General features: G+C 71.4%; 15 protein-coding genes. 8 read left to right on the forward strand and 7 right to left on the reverse strand.

Annotated elements, in window-relative coordinates; translation table 11 throughout:
• The first annotated feature begins 22 nt into the window (after nt 1-22).
• Both RM445_RS04955 and RM445_RS04960 read left to right on the forward strand, forming a co-directional pair.
• Nucleotides 23-958, forward strand: a complete 936-nt coding sequence (locus tag RM445_RS04955) for an ABC transporter substrate-binding protein (protein WP_311554801.1) — start codon at nt 23-25, stop codon at nt 956-958.
• 269 nt (nt 959-1,227) lie between these two features.
• Nucleotides 1,228-2,118, forward strand: a complete 891-nt coding sequence (locus RM445_RS04960; protein WP_311554802.1) for a DUF559 domain-containing protein — start codon at nt 1,228-1,230, stop codon at nt 2,116-2,118.
• Between the two features lie 177 nt (nt 2,119-2,295).
• Here RM445_RS04960 and RM445_RS04965 read toward each other — a convergent pair whose 3' ends face one another.
• The 4 genes from RM445_RS04965 to RM445_RS04980 are packed head-to-tail and all read right to left on the reverse strand — an operon-like array spanning nt 2,296 to nt 6,921.
• Nucleotides 2,296-3,306, reverse strand: coding sequence for a TIGR03842 family LLM class F420-dependent oxidoreductase (locus tag RM445_RS04965; protein ID WP_311554803.1), 1,011 nt, complete (start codon nt 3,304-3,306; stop codon nt 2,296-2,298).
• 5 nt (nt 3,307-3,311) lie between these two features.
• Nucleotides 3,312-4,724, reverse strand: a complete 1,413-nt coding sequence (hydA, locus tag RM445_RS04970) for a dihydropyrimidinase (protein ID WP_311554804.1) — start codon at nt 4,722-4,724, stop codon at nt 3,312-3,314.
• A complete protein-coding gene (locus RM445_RS04975; protein WP_311554805.1) occupies nt 4,721-6,076 on the reverse strand; it encodes an aspartate aminotransferase family protein in 1,356 nt (451 codons plus the stop codon). Before RM445_RS04975 ends, hydA begins: the two co-directional genes overlap by 4 nt.
• Complete coding sequence (locus RM445_RS04980; protein WP_311554806.1) at nt 6,073-6,921, reverse strand: nitrilase-related carbon-nitrogen hydrolase; 849 nt, start codon at nt 6,919-6,921, stop codon at nt 6,073-6,075. Before RM445_RS04980 ends, RM445_RS04975 begins: the two co-directional genes overlap by 4 nt.
• A 228-nt stretch (nt 6,922-7,149) precedes the next feature.
• Between RM445_RS04980 and RM445_RS04985 the strand changes: the two genes are divergently transcribed.
• The 3 genes from RM445_RS04985 to RM445_RS04995 all read left to right on the forward strand — a co-directional run bounded on the left by RM445_RS04985 (nt 7,150) and on the right by RM445_RS04995 (nt 10,590).
• Nucleotides 7,150-7,410, forward strand: a complete 261-nt coding sequence (locus RM445_RS04985) for a hypothetical protein (RefSeq protein ID WP_311554807.1) — start codon at nt 7,150-7,152, stop codon at nt 7,408-7,410.
• A 67-nt stretch (nt 7,411-7,477) separates the two neighbouring features.
• Nucleotides 7,478-10,237 (forward strand): FtsK/SpoIIIE domain-containing protein, encoded by a 2,760-nt coding sequence (locus RM445_RS04990; RefSeq protein WP_311554808.1) that lies wholly within the window; start codon nt 7,478-7,480, stop codon nt 10,235-10,237.
• Nucleotides 10,234-10,590 (forward strand): hypothetical protein, encoded by a 357-nt coding sequence (locus tag RM445_RS04995; RefSeq protein ID WP_311554810.1) that lies wholly within the window; start codon nt 10,234-10,236, stop codon nt 10,588-10,590. The genes RM445_RS04990 and RM445_RS04995 overlap by 4 nt, the downstream gene beginning before the upstream one ends.
• Before the next feature lie 18 nt (nt 10,591-10,608).
• Here RM445_RS04995 and RM445_RS05000 read toward each other — a convergent pair whose 3' ends face one another.
• The 3 genes from RM445_RS05000 to RM445_RS05010 form a co-directional block, all read right to left on the reverse strand.
• Nucleotides 10,609-10,785, reverse strand: coding sequence for a DUF6104 family protein (locus tag RM445_RS05000; RefSeq protein ID WP_311554811.1), 177 nt, complete (start codon nt 10,783-10,785; stop codon nt 10,609-10,611).
• Between the two features lie 19 nt (nt 10,786-10,804).
• Nucleotides 10,805-14,590, reverse strand: a complete 3,786-nt coding sequence (locus RM445_RS05005) for a multifunctional oxoglutarate decarboxylase/oxoglutarate dehydrogenase thiamine pyrophosphate-binding subunit/dihydrolipoyllysine-residue succinyltransferase subunit (protein WP_311554924.1) — start codon at nt 14,588-14,590, stop codon at nt 10,805-10,807.
• 168 nt (nt 14,591-14,758) lie between these two features.
• On the reverse strand, nt 14,759-15,538 hold the full coding sequence (locus tag RM445_RS05010; protein ID WP_311554812.1) for a hypothetical protein: 780 nt from the start codon (nt 15,536-15,538) through the stop codon (nt 14,759-14,761).
• Nucleotides 15,539-16,169: 631 nt separating this feature from the next.
• Here RM445_RS05010 and RM445_RS05015 point away from each other — a divergent pair.
• From RM445_RS05015 to RM445_RS05025, 3 genes are read left to right on the forward strand one after another with little or no spacing between them, the layout of a single operon-like run.
• Complete coding sequence (locus RM445_RS05015; RefSeq protein WP_311554813.1) at nt 16,170-16,913, forward strand: SGNH/GDSL hydrolase family protein; 744 nt, start codon at nt 16,170-16,172, stop codon at nt 16,911-16,913.
• 16 nt (nt 16,914-16,929) lie between these two features.
• The gene (locus RM445_RS05020) at nt 16,930-17,838 is read left to right on the forward strand and encodes an ATP-binding cassette domain-containing protein (protein WP_311554814.1); all 909 of its coding nucleotides are present in this window, start codon (nt 16,930-16,932) and stop codon (nt 17,836-17,838) included.
• Nucleotides 17,835-18,662, forward strand: a complete 828-nt coding sequence (locus RM445_RS05025) for an ABC transporter permease subunit (protein WP_311554815.1) — start codon at nt 17,835-17,837, stop codon at nt 18,660-18,662. Before RM445_RS05020 ends, RM445_RS05025 begins: the two co-directional genes overlap by 4 nt.
• Nucleotides 18,663-18,799 lie beyond the last annotated feature (137 nt).

The raw sequence follows: 18,799 nt of genomic DNA on the forward strand, positions 1-18,799 counted from the left end.
CCTCACAGGAGGAACGTCCCCGATGCGTACATCCCTGATCGCCCGCACCTCAGCGGCGCTGGCGGGCCTGGCCCTGGCCCTCACCGCCTGCGGAGGCGGAGGCGACCCCCTGTCCAGCGGCTCCGGCCAGACCTCGGGCGCCGCGGCGCCGAACGACACGGTCGTCGTGGGCTCGGCGAACTTCGTCGAGAGCCAGATCCTCGCCGAGATCTACGCGCAGGCGCTGTCGGCCAAGGGCGTCACGGTCGAGAAGCGGCTCAACATCGGCAGCCGGGAGGCCTACATCCCGGCGCTGCAGGACGGGTCGATCGATCTCATCCCGGAGTACAGCGGGGTGCTGCTGCAGTACTTCGACAAGGCCGCCGACGAGACGGCGCCGGACGCGGTCTTCACCGCGCTGCAGGAAGCGCTGCCGGACAACCTGGTCGTGCTCGACAAGTCGGCCGCCGAGGACAAGGACGCCATCGTCGTCACGCGGGAGACCGCGACGCAGCTGAACGTGAAGTCGATCGCCGACCTCGCCCCCCAGTGCGCGAACCTCGTGTTCGGTGGCCCGCCGGAGTTCCAGACCCGCCCCGACGGCATCCCGGGCATCCAGAAGACCTACAACTGCTCGTTCAAGGAGTTCCGCTCCCTGGACGCGGGCGGCCCGCTGACCGTCGCGGCGCTGAAGAACGGTGACGTGCAGGCCGCCGACCTGTTCACCACGGACGCCTCCATCGAGACCAACGACTTCGTGGTGCTCGACGACCCCAACAACAACTTCGCCGCGCAGAACATCCTGCCGCTGATCAACAAGGCGAAGGCGAGCGACGCGGTCAAGTCGACGCTGAACGAGATCGCCACGAAGCTGACCACGCAGAACCTGACGGCGCTCAACGCCGAGGCGGCGGGTGAGGCGAAGCCGAGCCCCGAGACGGTGGCGAAGAACTGGCTGTCGCAGAACGGCCTCGCGTAGCTCCCAGGGCCGGCTGCCCGCTCCGGAAACGAACGAACGGCACTCTCGTCGGATAGGTTCCGGCGAGAGTGCCGTTCGTTGTTCGGGGTCGGGGAGTTGATCCCCCGCTACGGGTGTTGGTGGCCGTTGATCCGCCGCTTCGGGGGCCTCCGGCTGCCGAGCGGCCGTTGATCGGCACTACCGGGTGCTGGTAGCTGTCGGCGCAACCGTCAGCACCCGAAGCGGGCGATCAGGGAACCGGTCGTCCACGGGATCCGTCGAGCTCGGTCATGTTGAACATCGCTCGCCCCAACCTCTCGCCCGAGTCCTCCCGCCCCTTCCGCGGCTCCCGTGCCGTCGCCGCCGGCATCCTCACCCGTGGCCAGTTGCGTGGGCCGCACTTCCGGCGGTTGTTTCCCGACGTGTACATCCCCGTCACCGCTAAGGTCGACTTGGCGTTGCGGGCCCGCGCGGCCGGTCTGCTGGTCGACGGGCGCGGTGCCGTAGCCGGCTATGCAGCGGCCGAGCTCTGGGGAGCGTCCTGCGGGCCTGCGGACGAACCGGCGCACGTCCTCATGACGGACAGGTACCTCTGCGACGATCTGCGGGTCCACCGCGACTACTTCGACTTCGCCGAGACGGTGCCGATCGACTCCGGAGGTGTCGTCACCACCCCGGAACGCACGGCCTACGACCTCGCGCGCTGGGCCCCTCGGCTCGTCGAGCGCGTGGTCGCCCTCGACGCCCTCGCGCACTGCTGCGATGCCGATCTCGACGTCGTTCGTGCGCTGCGGCGGCAGTACCTCGGCTCGCACGGTGGCGCGAACATTGCAGAAGCGCTCCAGCTCTGCGATCGGCGAGCCGAGTCGCCGATGGAGACGCGGATGCGGATTCCGCTGGTCCTGGCAGGTATCCCACCCGAGGTCCAGCACGTCGTGGTCGTCAACGGCCGTCGATATCGACTCGATCTTGCGTATCCGGAACTTCGGATCGCGGTGGAGTACGACGGCGAGGAACACCGCACTCAGGCCCGTGCCCGGCGGGACCTCGTGCGCGAGGCGGATCTGGCCAGCGCGGGTTGGCGGATCCTGCGGTTCGACGCGGCCGTCGTCATGCGGCGGCCGCACCAGATAGTCGCGGAGGTGCAGGCAGAACTGGCGGCTCGTACGGCCGGGCGTTGATCGTCGGTATCCCGCGTCGGGTCGGTGATCGTCCGGTACGGGTGCTCATGGTCTCGTGACGAACCCTGAGCACCCGCGACCGCGGATCGCGGAGCACTGAGGACCCATAGCGGGGGATCACGCTGCCGTCAGCGCCCGTAGCGGAGGATCGTCGACCTCCCATACCCGTAGCGGGGATCAGGTCAGCGCCGGGATCACCGACCTCCCGTACGCCTCGATCGTCGCCTCCCGGGCGTCGTGCATCGCGTAGATCGCGAACTGGTCCACGCCCAGCCCGCGCAGCTCCGCGAGCCGCTCCAGCTGCGCCGACGGCGGGCCCAGCAGGCAGAACCGGTCGACGACCTCGTCGGGGACGAACGTCGTCGACGGGTTGTCGGCCTTGCCGTGGTGGCTGTAGTCGTAGCCCTCGCGGTCCTTGATGTAGCTCGTCAGCTCCGCGGGCACGGCCCCGCTCTCGCCGTAGCGCGTCACCAGATCCGCCACGTGGTTGCCCACCATCCCGCCGAACCAGCGGCACTGGTCGCGGGCGTGCGCTGTGGATTCCGCGCTGCCGTCGCCGACGTACGCCGGGGCGGCCACGCAGATGGTCAGCGCGTCGGGGTCACGCCCCGCCGCCTCCGCCGCGGCGCGCACCGACTTGACCGTCCACTCCACGAGGTACGGGTCGGCGAGCTGGAGGATGAAACCGTCGGCGTACCGGCCCGTCAGCTCCAGCGCCTTCGGGCCGTAGCCGGCCACCCACACCGGCAGCCGTGCCCCGGACGGCACCCATGGGATCTGTATGGATGTGCCCTCGACGTCCACCGGACGCCCCTCGGCCAGCTCCCGGATCGCCTGCACCGCGCCGGCCAGCCGGGCCAGCGTCGTCGGTTTCCGGCCCTGCACCCGCACCGCGGAGTCGCCCCGGCCGATGCCGCACACCGTCCGGTTGCCGTGCATCTCGTTCAGCGTGGCGTGCACGGAGGCGATGACGGTCCAGTCGCGGGTCGCCGGGTTCGTCACCATGGGCCCGACGACGAGCCGCGACGTGCGCGCGAGCACCTGCGAGAGGATCACGTACGGCTCCTGCCAGAGCACGTGCGAGTCGAACGTCCAGCCGTGGCTGAAGCCCAGCTCCTCGGCGCGCACCATCAGGTCCACGACCGCCGAGCCCGGCGGGTCGGTCTGCAGGACGAGCCCGATGTCCATCCCGCTCACCTCAGGTACTGACACGTGTCGCGGCGCAGGAACTGCCCGTCGCCCGCCGAACCCCGGTACTGCCCGCCGTCGACGATCACCCGGCCCCGCGACAGGACGGTGCGGACCTTGCCGGTGGTCTCGCGGCCCTCGTAGCAGGAGTAGTCGACGGCCATGTGGTGCGTCGACGCCGAGTGCACCTGGGTCGCGGTCGGGTCGTAGACCACGATGTCGGCGTCCGAGCCCGGCGCGATCGTGCCCTTGCGCGGGTAGAGCCCGAACATGCGCGCCGGCGTGGCCGAGGCGATCTCGATCCAGCGCCGCCGCGAGATGTGCCCCTCGACGACGCCCTGGTGCAGCAGGTCCATCCGGGTCTCCACGCCGGGCAACCCGTTCGGGATCTTGGAGAAGTCGCCCAGCCCCATGTCCTTCTGCCCCTTGAAGCAGAACGGGCAGTGGTCGGTCGACACCACCGACAGGTCGTCGGTGCGCAGCCCCCGCCACAGCGCCGCCTGATGCTCCTTGGGACGCAGCGGCGTCGAGCAGACGTACTTCGCACCCTCGAAGCCGGGCCGGGCCAGGTCGTCGGTGGACAGGAACAGGTACTGCGGACACGTCTCGGCGAAGGCGTTGAAGCCCTCGTCGCGGGCGCGGGTGACTTCGGCGAGGGCCTGCGCCGCCGACAGGTGCACGATGTAGATCGGCGCCCCGGCGACCTGGGCGAGCTTGATCGCCCGGTGCGTCGCCTCGGCCTCGAGCAGCTGGTGGCGGACCTCGCCGTGGTAGCGCGGGTCGGTGTGGCCCTTCGCGAGCGCCTGCTCCACGAGCACGTCGATCGCGATGCCGTTCTCGGCGTGCATCATGACCAGGCCGCCGGTCTCGGCGCCCTTCTGCAGCGCGCGCAGGATCCGGCCGTCGTCGCTGTAGAACACGCCCGGATAGGCCATGAACAGCTTGAAGCTGGTCACGCCCTCGCCGACGAGCGCCTCCATCTCCTTCAGCGAGCTCTCGTTGACGTCGGCCATGATCATGTGGAACGCGTAGTCGATGGCGCAGTTGCCGTCGGCCTTCGCGTGCCAGGTGTCGAGGCCCTCGCGCAGCGAGCCGGCTCTGCCGTCCTCGCGGCTCGCCGCGGCCTGCTGGATCGCGAAGTCCACGATCGTCGTGGTGCCGCCCCAGGCCGCCGCCCGGGTCCCGGTCTCGAACGTGTCGGCGGCGGTGGTGCCGCCGAAGGGCATCTGCATGTGGGTGTGCGCGTCGACCCCGCCCGGGACGACGTACATCCCGGTCGCGTCGATCACGGTGTCGGCCGTCGCCCCGAAGCCGGGCGCCGTCACCGCGACGACCTTCTCGTCCTCGATGAGGACGTCGGCCAGCACCTCGTCGGCGGCCGTGACGACCAGGCCGCCCGAGATCAGCGTCCGGCTCATGGTGAGACCACCTTCTCCTCGACGGACGCAGTCGTCGCGAGACCCGCGGCCGCCTCCTCGATTGACGCCGTGAGCAGGGCCAGCCCCTCCGTCGCCTCCTCCGGGGTGAGCGTCAGCGGGGGCGCGATGCGCAGCGCGTTCCCGTACAGGCCACCCTTGCCGACCAGCAGGCCACGGCGTTTCGTCGCCTCCAGCACGGCGCTCGCCAGCTCGGGCGCGGGCTCGCCGGGTGAGCCCGTCCCCGGCCGGACCAGCTCGACACCGATCATCAGCCCCTTGCCGCGGACGTCGCCGACGATCGGGGAATCCAGCTCCCGCAGCCCGTCGAGCAGGATCGGCCCGACCTTCGCGGCGTTGCCCTGCAGGTCGTTCGCGAGCAGGTAGCGCAGGTTGGCCAGCGCCCCGGCCGCGGTGACCGGCGAGCCCCCGAACGTCGAGATCGAGTTGCCCTTGAGGCTGTCCATGATCTCGGCGCGGGCGATGACCCCACCCACCGACAGGCCGTTCCCGATGCCCTTGGCGAACGTGACGATGTCCGGGGTCGTGCCGCCCTGGGCGTGCGCCTGCCAGCCCCAGAAGTGCTCGCCGGTGCGTCCCCAGCCGGTCTGCACCTCGTCGCTGATCCACAGGATCCCGCGCTCGCCCAGCTCCTTGGCGAATGCGCCCAGCAGCCCGTCGGGCCCGTGGGTGAACCCGCCGACCCCCTGGATCGGCTCGGCGATGAGCGCCGCGACGTCGCCGCCCGCCTGGTCGAGCACCTCGCGCAGGTCCCAGACGCAGGCGTCGACGAACTCGGCGTCACCCAGCCCCGCGAACGGGCTGCGGAAGCGGTTGCCGCCGTGCACGTAGTAGGTCTGGAACGGCGAGAGCGACGTCGGCGACCAGGTGCGGTTCCCGGTGATGGCGATCGTGGAGAACGACCGGCCGTGGTAGCTGTTGCGCAGCGCGAGGATCTGGTTGGACCGGCGCAGCGACGACGCCAGCAGCAGCGCGGCGTCGTTGGCCTCGGTGCCGGACGTGGTGAAGAAGACCTTCGCGTCCGGAATCGCCGCGATCGCAGCAATTTCTTCGGCGAGCTCCACCATCGGCCGGTTCAGGTACAGCGTCGAGGTGTGCAGGATCTTCCCGGCCTGCTCGGCGACTGCGGCCGTGACCTCGGGCAGCGCGTGCGCCGTCATCGTGGTGAGGATGCCGCCGAAGAAGTCCAGGTAGCGGGTGCCGTCGGCGGCCCAGACGTGGCGGCCCTCGCCGCGCTCGATCTCGATGGGGTCGTCGTAGTAGATGGAGAGCCAGCTGGGCAGGACGGCCCGGGTACGGGCCAGCAGGTCCCCCTGCTCATTCCCGGTGCTCACGACTGCACCAGGGGACCGTAGGCGTCCGGGCGCCGGTCGCGGTAGAACGCCCACTGCTGGCGGACGGTGTCGATCAGGTCGAGGTCCAGGTCGCGGACCAGGAGCTCCTCGTCGTGCGACGACGCCACGTCGCCGACGAACTGTCCGCGCGGGTCCACGAAGTAGCTCGTCCCGTAGAAGTCGTTGTCGCCGTACTCCTCGACGCCGACCCGGTTGATCGCCGCGACGAAGTACTCGTTGGCCACGGCGGCGGCCGGCTGCTCGAGCTTCCACAGGTACGACGAGAGCGACCGGCTCGTCGCCGACGGGTTGAACACGATCTGCGCCCCGGCCAGGCCCAGCGCGCGCCAGCCCTCGGGGAAGTGCCGGTCGTAGCAGATGTAGACGCCGACCGTGCCGACAGCGGTCTCGAACACCGGCCACCCGAGGTTCCCGGGCTTGAAGTAGTACTTCTCCCAGAAGCCCTTGACCTGCGGGATGTGGTGCTTGCGGTACTTGCCCAGCACCGTGCCGTCGGCGTCGATCACCGCGGCGGTGTTGTAGTAGTTGCCCGAGCTCTCGAGCTCGAACACCGGCACGACGAGCACCATCCCGGTCTCGCGGGCGAGCGACTGCATGCGCGTGACCGTCGGCCCGTCGGGCACCGGCTCCGCCCAGCGGTAGTGCTCCGACTCCTGCACCTGGCAGAAGTAGGGCGCGTTGAAGACCTCCTGGAAACCCATGATCTTCGCGCCCTGCTCCGCCGCCGCGCGCGCGTAGCCCTCGTGGATCTCGATCATCGACGCCGTGTCGCCGGTCCACTTCGCCTGCACGATCGCCGCTCGCACGACTCCCGACCCGGGCATGGCAACCTCCCCTGACTTTCCATCGAAGAGATCACCCTGGACCTCCGTGCGGGCAGGGGCAAGTACCTCGGGAGACCCGACACGGGGACGTCACACCGGGTTGCGGACGGCATCACCCGGCCGCCCGCTCGCGGGCGGCGCGATCGTGGCGTGTACTGGGACTACAGTGCGCACCGGTCGCGCACTAGCGGTGACCGACGCCACGAGAGCCGGAGGCATCCGAAGTCCATGCCGAACATCGAAGAAGCCCGCTCGGCGATCATGAGCGGGCATCAGAGCGCCGAGCAGGCCCTCAACGAGCTGATGCAGGCGCACAGGTCGCTGGAGGACTCGCAGAACGGGCTGCGGCAAGGCACGGAAGGCAGCAACCAGGCAGAGGCCGACCAGGCCCACGCCCAGCTCACCGAGGCCCTCAACAAGATCGACGAGGCCCGTCAACAGGTGGCGTCGGCGCTGCAGGAGTTCGAAGGCGTCGCGCAGCGCCTCTGACCTGTATGGATCTTCGGGGACTGCGGGTACCCGTCCGGCGGTGGAGCATCGAGGGAGGTGCGGCACGATGGCGCGACGGGCCCGGCGCGAACGGATGACGGAGGCCTTCGACGCCTTCCATGCTGCGATGGGCGCCGTGCTCGGCGCCGCGGAGAACCTCGGCGGGGCGGCGGCCCGGGCCCACGCGGAGACGATGGCCGAGATGTGGCTGCGCGACGTCGGCATCGACGCCGCCCGCGTCGATCCCGGTCTCGCCGACGTCCTGACGAACCCGGCGTTGGCCGACGCGGTCGAGCGGGTCGCCCGTGACCGCGACACCGCGTTCGCCGGCTGGTGCGACGGCAACGACTCCGGACCGCGCCGCCTCGGGGGCCTCGTCGCCGAGACCGCACCTCGGTCGGCAGGCCAGGCAGACGGCTGGCTCACGGTCGGCACGGCCGAGCTCCACGACCCCGTGCCCCAGTTGTGGCGGATCGGGACGGGCACGGTCGGCGTCGGCTGCGGGGAGTTCCCGGTCGCGCTGCCGCTGCTCGACGCGGCGCACCTGGAGATCAGCGGCCCGGCGGAGACCCGGGCCGCGGCGGAGGCGATGGTCGAGTCGCTGCTCATGCGGGTGGTCGGCTACTTCCGGCCGGGGCTGGTCCAGTTGCACGTCTGGGACGTCGGCCAGTTCACCGGGTCGCTGCCGGGGCTCTACCCGCTGACCAGCAGCGGGCTGCTGACAGTGCACGACCCCGGCAGCCTCGGCGGGCTGCTCGACGAGCTGTCCGACCGGATCCGGCGGGTGCACACCCGGGTGCTGGTCGGCGGCCTGCCGTCACTGGCCGAGCAGGCCCGGCAGGGCGGCACCCGCACCGAGCCGTGGGTCGTGGCGGTGCTGCTGGGCAACCGCAGGGCGCTGGCCGAGGAGGACCAGCGCCAGCTCCAGCGCGTCCTGCGGGGCGGCCCGGCGTGCGGGATCTCGGCCGTACTGGTCGACGTGCCGCTGACGATCGCCGCGGCGGTCGAGACCGTCCGCCTCAGGGAGGCCGCCGAACCGGGACGGGTGGTGGCGACCACGTCGATGACCGGGCCGCACGTCTCCGTCGTCCTCGACGCGTCGCCGCCCCGCGCCGAGGTCACGGCGGTCTGCCACGACATCGTGGTCGAGCACGAGCGCCTGCGCACGCGGGTCGGCACCTTCGACGACCTGCTGCCCGAGAAGTTCGGGACCGAATCGTCGCTGTCCGGGCTGTGCGCCCCCGTCGGGTTCGCCGAGGGGATACCGGTGAGCCTGACGCTGGCCGACGCGTCGCCGCACGCGCTGATCGGCGGCCCGAGCGGCTCGGGCAAGACGAACCTGCTGCTCACCCTGATCGCCTCGATGGCCGCCCGCTACTCCCCGGACGAGCTGGAGTTCTACCTGCTCGACTTCAAGGAGGGCGTGTCCTTCGCCCAGTTCGCGCCGGGGCGCCGCGACCCGACATGGCTGCCGCACGCCCGCCTGATCGGGGTCAACGTCAACACCGACCGGGAGTTCGGCCTCGCGCTGCTCCAGCACCTGTCCGACGAGATGCGCCGGCGTGCCGAGGTCGCGAAGGAGCACGAGGTCACGAAGCTCGAGGAGCTGCGCGGCGCCGACCCGGAGGGGCACTGGCCGCGGATCGTGGCGGTGATCGACGAGTTCCAGTTCCTCTTCGCCGAGCGCGACGCGGTCACCCGCGAGGCCATCCGGCTGCTGGAAGACGTGGCCCGGCGCGGCCGCTCGCAGGGCATCCACCTGGTGCTGGCCAGCCAAGACGTATCGGGGATCGAGGCGTTCTGGGGCCGCCCGGCGATCTTCGAGCAGTTCGTCCTGCGGATCGGTCTGCCCCGTGCCCGGCGGATCCTCGCCGAGGCCAACGACGCCACCCTCGGGCTGCCGCGCTGGCACGCCGTGATCAACCACGAGTCGGGGATGAGGCACGGCAACGAGATCGCCCGCATTCCCGACGCCACCGCCAGGGGCGCGGTCGACAACGTGCAGCAGAGGCTGTACGCGCACTTCGTGGACGAGTCGGCGGACCAGTCGCCGCCTCTGTTCGACGGCAGCAAGGCGCCGCAGATCGGGCAGCTGATCGCCGGGCTGCGCTCGTCGGCGGTACCGCGGGCGATCATCGGGCAGCGCATCGACGTCGACGCGAGCCCGGCGGCAGTGCCGCTGCCCACCTCTCCGGGCCGCAACATCGGGGTCGTCGGGACGGCGCTGAAGGACGCGGTGGCCGTGCTCGGGGCCGCGGCGGCCTCGCTGGGCGCGCAGCACAAGCAGGGCGACGTCCGGTTCGTCCTCGCCCCACTGGTGATCGACGCGGACACGGCCGCTGCGGCCCTCGAGCAGAAGCTCGAAGGGCACAAGGTCGACACGGTCCGGCTCCTCGACTTCCGGGAGCGGATCGAGGGACTCGCCCAGGAGATCCGCGACCGGTTGGCCGGCGAGGCCCGCGTCCCGGTCTACCTGGTGCTGTACGCCGCGGACGCCGCCGACAGCGTGCTCGAGAGGTCCGGCACCGACGCCCTGCGCACCGTGCTGCACTCGGGACCGGAGACCGGGGTGCACACGATCGGCTGGTGGCGCAGCCCGCAGCGGCTGAAGACGCTGCTCACGCTCGGCGCGGCCCCCGACGACCTGGGCTGCGTGGTGGGGCTCGACGTGCAGGGTGCCGAGCTGGGCACGCTCATCCCGGGCCTGCCACCGGCCTGGGCGCCGCGGCCGGCACGGGCGCTGGTGTTCGACCGGGCCCGCCACTCCCGGCCCGAGGTCGTCATCGTCGCCGCGACGGACGACACGACGAACGGTGACGCGCCGTGACCGACGCCGTGCGCCGGTACAAGGAGATCGTGGGCGAGCTGACCGCTGTCGCCGAAGCGCTGCGCGAGAAGGACAAGGCGCAGGCGACCGCCCTGGCGCGGCGGCTGGTCGAGCTCGACTCCGCGATGGTGCGGGCCGAGGAGCGGGCCGCGCTGTCCCGGCTGGCCGTCGAGATCCGCTGGGAGATGGTGCTCGACGCGCTGTGGGATCAGCAGTGGATGACCCTCAAGCCGCACCCGCGGCCGGATCCCGGTGCCGACGGCGACCGACTCGACGACATGGACCGGGAAGCCGACCTCGCCGCGAACGACGTGATCGCCGCGGCGAGGAACCGCTTCCCGTTCCTGCGCTGACCCTGGTGCGCTGACCGCCTACTCGTCGTCGGCGTCGTCGCGCGCCAGGAAGCTCGCCACCCGCTCCACGGCGTTCTCGAACGCCGGGTTGAGGTCGACGAACGTGCGCAGCCGCTCCGCCAGCCACTCCACGCTCACCGTCTCCTCGCCCCGGCGCTCCAGCAGTTCCTCGATGCCCCGGTCGGTCGCGTACACCGTCAGTCGCCCGGATCGATCACTGGAACGCCCGGTCGATGATGTCGGCCTGCTCGACCTCGTGGACCTTCGACGACCCCGGTGCGGGGGCGGCCATCCGCCTGCGGGAGACGCGGGTGATCCGTGAGAGGCGTTCGGGCAGCTTCTCGGGCAGTTCCAGGCCGAAGTAGGGCCAGGCGCCCTGGTTGGCCGGCTCCTCCTGCACCCAGCGCACGTTGTCGGCGTTGGGGTAGCGCTCGAGGACGGCGGCGATCTGGCGATGCGGCAGCGGGTAGAGCTGCTCGACCCGCACGATCGCGGTGTCGTCGATCTTGCGCTTGTCGCGGGCGGCGGCCAGCTCCCAGAAGATCTTGCCGCTGCAGAGGACGAGGCGGTGGATGTTGGAAGCGGGGCCGTCGTTCTCGCGGTAGCGCGGGTCGTCGATGACCGAGCGGAACCGGCCACCGGTGAAGTCGGACACCGGGCTGACCACGGCGCGGTTGCGCAGCATCGACTTCGGCGTGAACACCACCAGCGGACGGCGCACCCCGTCCAGGGCGTGCCGGCGCAGCAGGTGGAAGTAGTTCGCCGGCTCCGACGGCAGGGCCACGGTCATGGACCCCTCGGCGCACAGCTGCAGGAACCGCTCGATGCGGCCCGAGCTGTGGTCGGGGCCCTGACCCTCGAGGCCGTGCGGGAGCAGGAGCACGACGTCGCTGCGCTGACCCCATTTGGCCTCGCCCGAGGAGACGAACTCGTCGATCACCGACTGGGCGCCGTTGACGAAGTCGCCGAACTGGGCCTCCCACAGCACCAGCGCGTCCGGGTTGGCCACCGAGTAGCCGTACTCGAAGCCGACCGCGGCGAATTCCGACAGCGCCGAGTCGTAGGGCAGGAACCGCTCCTGCTCGGGCGAGAGGTTGCGCAGCGGCACGTACTCCTCGCCGGTCTTCCGGTCGATGACCACCGAGTGCCGCTGGACAAACGTGCCGCGGCGGGAGTCCTGCCCGGACAGGCGCACCAGCTTGCCCTGCGCCGCCAGTGACCCCAGTGCGAGCAGCTCGCTGAAGGCCCAGTCGACGTCGCCCTCACGCGACATCTTCAACCGCTTCTCCAGCACCGGTTTGACCCGCGGGTGCACCGAGAACCCGTCGGGCAGGTCGACGTGCGCGTCGCCGATCCGGTGCACGACCTCGATCGGCACCGAGGTGTCGAGGTCGAGGGGGACGGACTGCTCCTCCTCGACCGAGGGGCTCGCCTTCGGCACGGCGCGCTCGAGCTCGCGGACCTCGTTGAACACGTGCTCGAGTTGGTTGCTGAAGTCCTTGAGGGCGTGTTCGGCTTCTTCGACGGAGATGTCGCCGCGCCCGATGAGGCTCTCGGTGTAGATCTTTCTGACCGAGCGTTTGGCGTCGATGATGTCGTACATCGAGGGTTGGGTCATCGAGGGGTCGTCGCCCTCGTTGTGCCCGCGGCGGCGGTAGCAGATCATGTCGATCACGACGTCGTTGTTCCAGCGCTGCCGGTACTCCACGGCCAGTTTCGCGACCCAGACGCAGGCTTCGGGGTCGTCGCCGTTGACGTGGAAGACCGGGGCGCCGATCATCTTCGCCACGTCGGTGCAGTACTGGCTCGACCGGGACGCTTCGGGGGCGGTGGTGAACCCGACCTGGTTGTTGATGACCACGTGCACGGTGCCGCCGGTGCGGTACCCGCGCAGCAGGGCGAGGTTCAACGTTTCGGCGACCACGCCTTGGCCGGCGAACGCGGCGTCGCCGTGCAGCATCAGCGGCATCACCGAGTAGCCCTGTTCGCTGTCGCCCTTGTCGAGCAGGTCCTGCTTGGCCCGGACGATGCCTTCCAGCACGGGGTCGACGGCTTCGAGATGGCTCGGGTTGGAGGCCAGGGAGACGGTGGTCTCGCCGTCGCCGAACATGCGGAAGTACTTGCCTTCGGCGCCGAGGTGGTATTTGACGTCGCCGGAGCCGTGGGCCTGGCCGGGGTCGAGGTTGCCCTCGAACTCGCGGAAGATCTGGCTGATCGGCTTGCCCACGATGTTGGCCAGCACGTTGAGCCGGCCGCGGTGGGGCATGCCGATGACGACCTCGTCGAGTTCGTGTTCGGCGGCCTTGTCCAGCACCGCGTCCAGCAGCGGGATGACGGTCTCCCCGCCCTCGAGGGAGAAGCGTTTCTGCCCGACGTACTTGGTCTGCAGGAACGTCTCGAACGCCTCGGCCGCATTCAGCTTGGCGAGGATGTATTTCTGTTCGACCACCGCGGGTTTCTGGTGCGGCACCTCGATGCGTTCCTGCAGCCAGGCCCGCTGCTCGGGGTCGGCGATGTGCATGTACTCGGTGCCCACGGTGCGCACGTAGGAGTCGCGCAGCAGCCCGAGCACGTCGCGCAGCTTCATGTGCGCCCGCCCGCCGAACCCGCCGGTGGCGAACGTGCGGTCCAGATCCCACAGGGTCAGCCCGTGGGAGAGCACGTCGAGGTCGGGGTGGCGGCGCTGGCGGTAGTTGAGCGGGTCGGTGTCGGCCATCAGGTGCCCGCGGGTGCGGTAGGCGTCGATCAACTCGATCACCCGGGCGGTCTTGTCCACCGCGCCCTCGGGGATGTCGGTCACCCACCGCACCGGCTCATAGGGCACCCGCAACGCGGTGAAGATCGAGTCGTAGAACCCCACCCCGTCCGCGTCCGGGCCGCCCAGCAACAGCCCGTGCACCCGGCGCAGGAACTCCCCCGACTCCGCCCCCTGGATGATCCGGTGGTCATAGGTCGAGGTCAGAGTGATGATCTTGGAGATGCCGATCTCGGCGAGACGCTCCTCGGAGGCGCCCTGGAACTCCGCCGGGTACTCCATCGCCCCGACCCCGATGATCGTGCCCTGACCCTGCATCAACCGCGGCACCGAATGGTTCGTGCCCAGCGTGCCCGGGTTGGTCAACGAGATCGTGGTGCCCGCGAAATCCTCACCGGACAGCGACCCGGCCCGGGCCTTGTGCACGATCGCCTCATAGGCCGACCAGAACTGCGCGAAGTTCATCGACTCGCAGCCCTTGATCGACACCACCACCAGCGACCGCTGCCCGTTCTTCCCGGGCAGGTCGATCGCCAACCCCAGGTTCACATGGTCCGGGGCGACCACCGTCGGGCGGCCCTCGAGCTCGGTGAAATGCCGGTTCATCACCGGCATCTCGGCCAGCGCCCGGACCACGGCGAACCCGATCAGATGGGTGAAGGAGATCTTCCCGCCCCGGGTCCGCCGCAACTGGTTGTTGATCACCAGCCGGTTGTCGGCCAGCAACTTCGCCGGCACCGCCCGCACCGACGTCGCCGTCGGCACCTCCAACGACGCCTCCATGTTCTTCACCACCGCCGACGCGGCACCCCGCAACGGCGTGGTCGTACCCTCCTCCGCCGACGACGCCGGCCGGGCCGCCCGCGAGGCACTACCCGCCGCCGGCTTCTCCGGCGCAGACCGGGCGGGAGCGGCCGCTTTCGCCGTCCCGTTCGTCCGGCCGTTCGCGGTCTGCTCCTTCACGGCGGGGGTGGACTTCGCCGTGACGGACTTCGTGGTGGCGGGCTTCTCTGCCGGGGCCTTCTCGGCAACCGGCTTCTGCGGAGCCGGCTGCTCCGTCGCGAAGGTCGCCTGCGCACCGTTGCCCTCGGTCGCCGCGGGCGACGTGTCCCCGTCTTCCGGCCGGTAGTCGGCGAAGAAGTCGTGCCACGCCGGGTCGACCGCAGTAGGGTCGTCGAGGAAGCGCTGGTACATCTCCTCGACGAGCCATTCGTTGGGGCCGAACTGGCCGGCTTGGCTGGACATACTGCTGCTGGGCACGCTGGGAACCGCCTTGATCGGATCGCATCGTCGTTGCGAGAACTACTTCCCAGGCTAGACCCCACCCGCCGAACCCGGCAGCGCCCTCCGGGGCGTCTACCACCCTGCGACGACGCCGAATCGGTGTCGGAATCGGTGCAGGTGCGGCATCTCTCAGACGGGCACGCCGCCGAGCGTGTCGACCACGCGGGTCGTCACCGACGTGCACAGCACGATCGTTCCCGCGGCGAGCCCCAGTCGGGACGCGGTGCGGAGCGTGTCGCGCTCGCCGGCGAACGTGCCGTCCGCCGGGTTGATGATCAGCTCGGTGCGGGTGGGTCCGTCGTCGTGCACGAGCGCGACGCGCGGGTTGCCCTCGCAGTCCGTCGCGTGCTCGTCGACGGAGACGGCCGGGAGTGCCGTCAGCGCGGCGTAGAGGGCGGCGCGCAGGTCGGCGGCCACGAGCCCGCTGCGCAGCGCCCCGACCGCCCTGATGAACGGTTGCGAGGCGGTGCGGCCTTCGGGCCCGTCGGCGCTCAGCCGGACGAGCAGTTCCTGCGGGTCGCGCGGCAGGCCCGCGAGGAACGCGGTGGTCGGCGCGTGCCAGGTGCCGGGGCGTGAGCGCGCGGGCAGGTCGTCGAGCCCCGCGTAGAAGTCGCCGTGTGCGGCGCGGAAGCGACCGGTCGGGACGCCCGCGGCCGGATCGAAACCCTCGTCGTCGGCTTCCCGGGCCGAGCCGGTCAGCCAGCGCACGCGGCCGGTGACCTCCCTGTCGAGCATCCAGTCGCGCTCGGGACGGGCGGGCACCCACTTCCGGATCCACTGCTCGGTGAGGTGCAGCAGCAGCCCGGCCGAGGTGCCGAAGCTGCCCATCCACCATCCGCGCGTGGCGATGTAGCGGTACTGATCAGGACCCAGCGGGCAGTCGGCGGTCCGGACGGCCGGCTCGAGCAAAACGCGCTCCCTGCAGGTTGGCGGCAGAGGGTCGCGGTCCAGTGTGAATGCTCACGCTGCGTGCTCGGTGAGGGGGCTCGTTCCACCTGATCAGGTGCATTGTCGACAGGAGCCCCGGGGTACCGGTACCCGACGTTGCCGGGGCTTTACCCCGGGGTATGACTTCACCGTGCGCGGACGTACTCGGCGCAGGTCGTACCCGACGAGATCGTGATCGGCCGTGCGGTCCGCACCTCGCTGCGTCGGGGCCCGCACGACGCGGTCGTCGTGTGCGGCCGGTGCGACACGTGGCTCGCTGTGGGTCACCTCCCGGACGACGGCCCGCAGGTGCTGCTGGCGTGTTCGTCGTGCGGAGCCGTCAACGATCCGGTAGATGCGACCCCCGTCCCGGACGGAACGGGTGAATCGGCCACGCCTCCCGGGCCTCTCGCGGCGGCGGAGATCTGGGTGAAGTCGGCTGTGGAGCGGGTCCATGCCCTCGCCGCCCAGGAACAGCGGTGGCCTGGCGGGCAGGGACGGGATGAGCCCCGGCGGTACGGTGTGCGGCCGGGTCCGGGACCCGCAGCGTCACCGCGGGCACCCCGGTGCTGCGGCGCTCCTGCGCCGGAACGAGCGCAGCGAGGAGAGAACGATGGTTCCCACCCTGCAGGAGCGTGCCGGGCACGCGTTGGCGGTGCTGCACCGCGCGCGAGCAGGCGGTGAGCGGTTCGTCGGGGCCTTCCTGCCCGGCGCATCGGCGCGGCGGATGCAAGCCGCGGCCCTCGCCGACGAGTGGTCGGCCGCCAACCTGGAAGCGCGCCACGACAGCGGGCGGCTGTGGGTCGTGCTCGGCGACGGCGCGAGCCTGGGGCTGGGGGCGAGCACGCGCGAGATGAGCTTCGTCTCGCTCGTGGCCGAGGCGCTGGCCGGCGACGGCACCGCGTGGCGCGTCGTCAACCTCGCGGCCGACGGCGCCGGGATCGACGACGTCCTGGCCCGGCAGTTGCCCGAGCTCGCGGAACTGACCGCCGACGACCCTGCGGACCTGGTGACCTGCATCGTCGGCGCCGCTGACGTGCGGAGTAGGCCGCGCGCCAACGAGGCCCGGCTGCGTGCGCTGCTCGCCGCCCTGCCGGAGGGCGCGGTCGTCGCGACCCTGCCCCCGGTCGGGAGCACCCGCAGCTCGGCGGCGTTGAACGCGTCGGTCCGCAACGAGGCCGCCCGGCGCGGCCTGCGCGTCGCGGACGTCTGGGACGCGAGCCCGCGGCGCGGACGCTGGTACGGCGCGTCCTACCAGCCCAACGACGTCGGCCACGCCCGGTGGGCGGCGGCGGTCCTCGCGGCCGCCCGGGGTGATGCGGTCGATCGGGACGCCTCCGGCGCCGCGACCGGCTGAGGTCGGCCACGTCCTGGTGAACGACGGCAGCGGGCGCATCGGCGTCCACGACCTGACCAAGCAGTTCGGAGCGGTGACCGCGGTCGCCGGGCTCGGCTTCACGGTCGAGCCGGGTGGCGTCACCGGCTTCCTCGGGCCCAACGGCTCGGGGAAGACCACGACACTGCGGATGATCCTCGGCCTCGTCGCGCCGACGTCCGGCGAGGCCCGGATCAACGGCGCGCGCTTCGCCGAACTGGATGCGCCCGGTCGGGTCGTCGGCGCCGTGCTGGAGGCGCAGGGGTTCCATCCGACGCGCAGTGGGCGGGCACACCTGCGGGTCGCGGCCGCGGCCCTGGGCGTGCCGGACCGGCGAGTCGACGAGGTGCTGGGCCTGGTCGGGCTCGCCGACGCCGGAGGGCGCGCGGTCGGCGGCTGGTCGCTGGGCATGAAGCAGCGTCTGGCTCTGGCCACCGCGCTGCTGGGCGACCCCCAGGTGCTCGTCCTGGACGAGCCGGCGAACGGCCTCGACCCCGAGGGCATCGCCTGGCTGCGGGAGTTCCTGCGGGGGTTCGCCCGGCAGGGACGCACTGTGCTGGTGAGCAGCCACCTGCTCGCGGAGGTCGAGCAGGGTGTCGACCACCTCGTCGTCATCGACGCCGGGAGGTGCGTCTTCCAGGGCGGGCTCGAGCAGCTCCGCGGCACCGGACCGGCGCGGGTGCTCGTCCGGTGCCCGGATCCGGTCCGGTTGGCGCAGGCGTTGGCCGCGGCGGGGGTCGTCGAGATCGACACGTTGCCCGACGGGCGGCTGGGTGTCGGCGGCGTGGACGCGGCCCGGGTGGGCGACGTCGCCCTCGCCGCCGGGGTGGCGGTGCACGGCCTCGTGGAGGAGCGGGTGGACCTCGAGCAGATGTTCCTGCAGCTCGTGTCCGGGGTGCGGCGATGACGGTCCTCGGCTCCACACTGCGGGCGGAGTGGCGCCGGGTGGCCACCACCCGCCTGTGGTGGGCGTTGCTGATCCCGGTCGCGGTGCTGGCCGTGCTCGTGAACCTCTTCGGCGGCCTGCTGGGCGCGGGGGTCGGCGACACCGGCGGCGACTTCCCGGTGCTGCCCGCGTCCGTCGCCTTCACCCTCACGCTGACCGTGGTGTTCGCCGCGGTGTACGGCACGGTGACCGCCGCGGGGGAGTTCCGGCACCGCACCGTCACCACCGCTTATCTCGCCGCCGGCGGCCGGGGGCGGGTGCTCGTCGGCAAGCTCGTCGCCGGCGCGTGCGTCGGCGCGCTGTACGCGCTGGTGGCGGTGCTGGTGGGCGTCGCCGTCGGGTTGCTCGGGCAGGGGACCGGGCGGGTGTCCGGGGCCGAGACGCTGGTCGGCGTGGCCGCCGTGGGGATCACCGTGGCGGCGCTGTGGGGCGCGATCGGCGCGGCCGTAGGCGTGCTGTTCGCGAACCAGGTGGGCGCGCTCGTCGTGCTGCTGGTGTACCTGCAGGTCGGCGAGCTCGTGCTGGCGGCGGTGCTCAACAACTCGGGCTCGGACGCCCTCGCCCGGCTGACCCCGTACCTGCCCGGCAACTCCGGCGACGTCGCGATCTACGACTTTCCCGCACGGGCGTTGGCGGGACCGGGGTTCGCGGACCGCATCGTCGAGCAGCTGGCCGGGGTGACGGCCCCGCCGCCGTGGTGGGGCGCCCTGTCCGTGCTCGGCGGGTGGGCGGCCCTGGCGGCGGTGCTCGCCTGGACGGTCGGCGACCGGCGCGACGTCACCTGACCCGCGAGTCGGCACGTTCGTCGGCGCGAGTCGGCACGTTCGTCGGTGCGAGTCGGCACGTTCGTCGGCGCGAGTCGGCACGTTCCTCAGGCCGAGTCCGCGCGCCCGTCAGGGCGACGCCCGACGGCCCGGCGGAG

This window comes from Pseudonocardia charpentierae, from assembly GCF_031845345.1.
Taxonomy (GTDB): domain Bacteria; phylum Actinomycetota; class Actinomycetes; order Mycobacteriales; family Pseudonocardiaceae; genus Pseudonocardia; species Pseudonocardia charpentierae.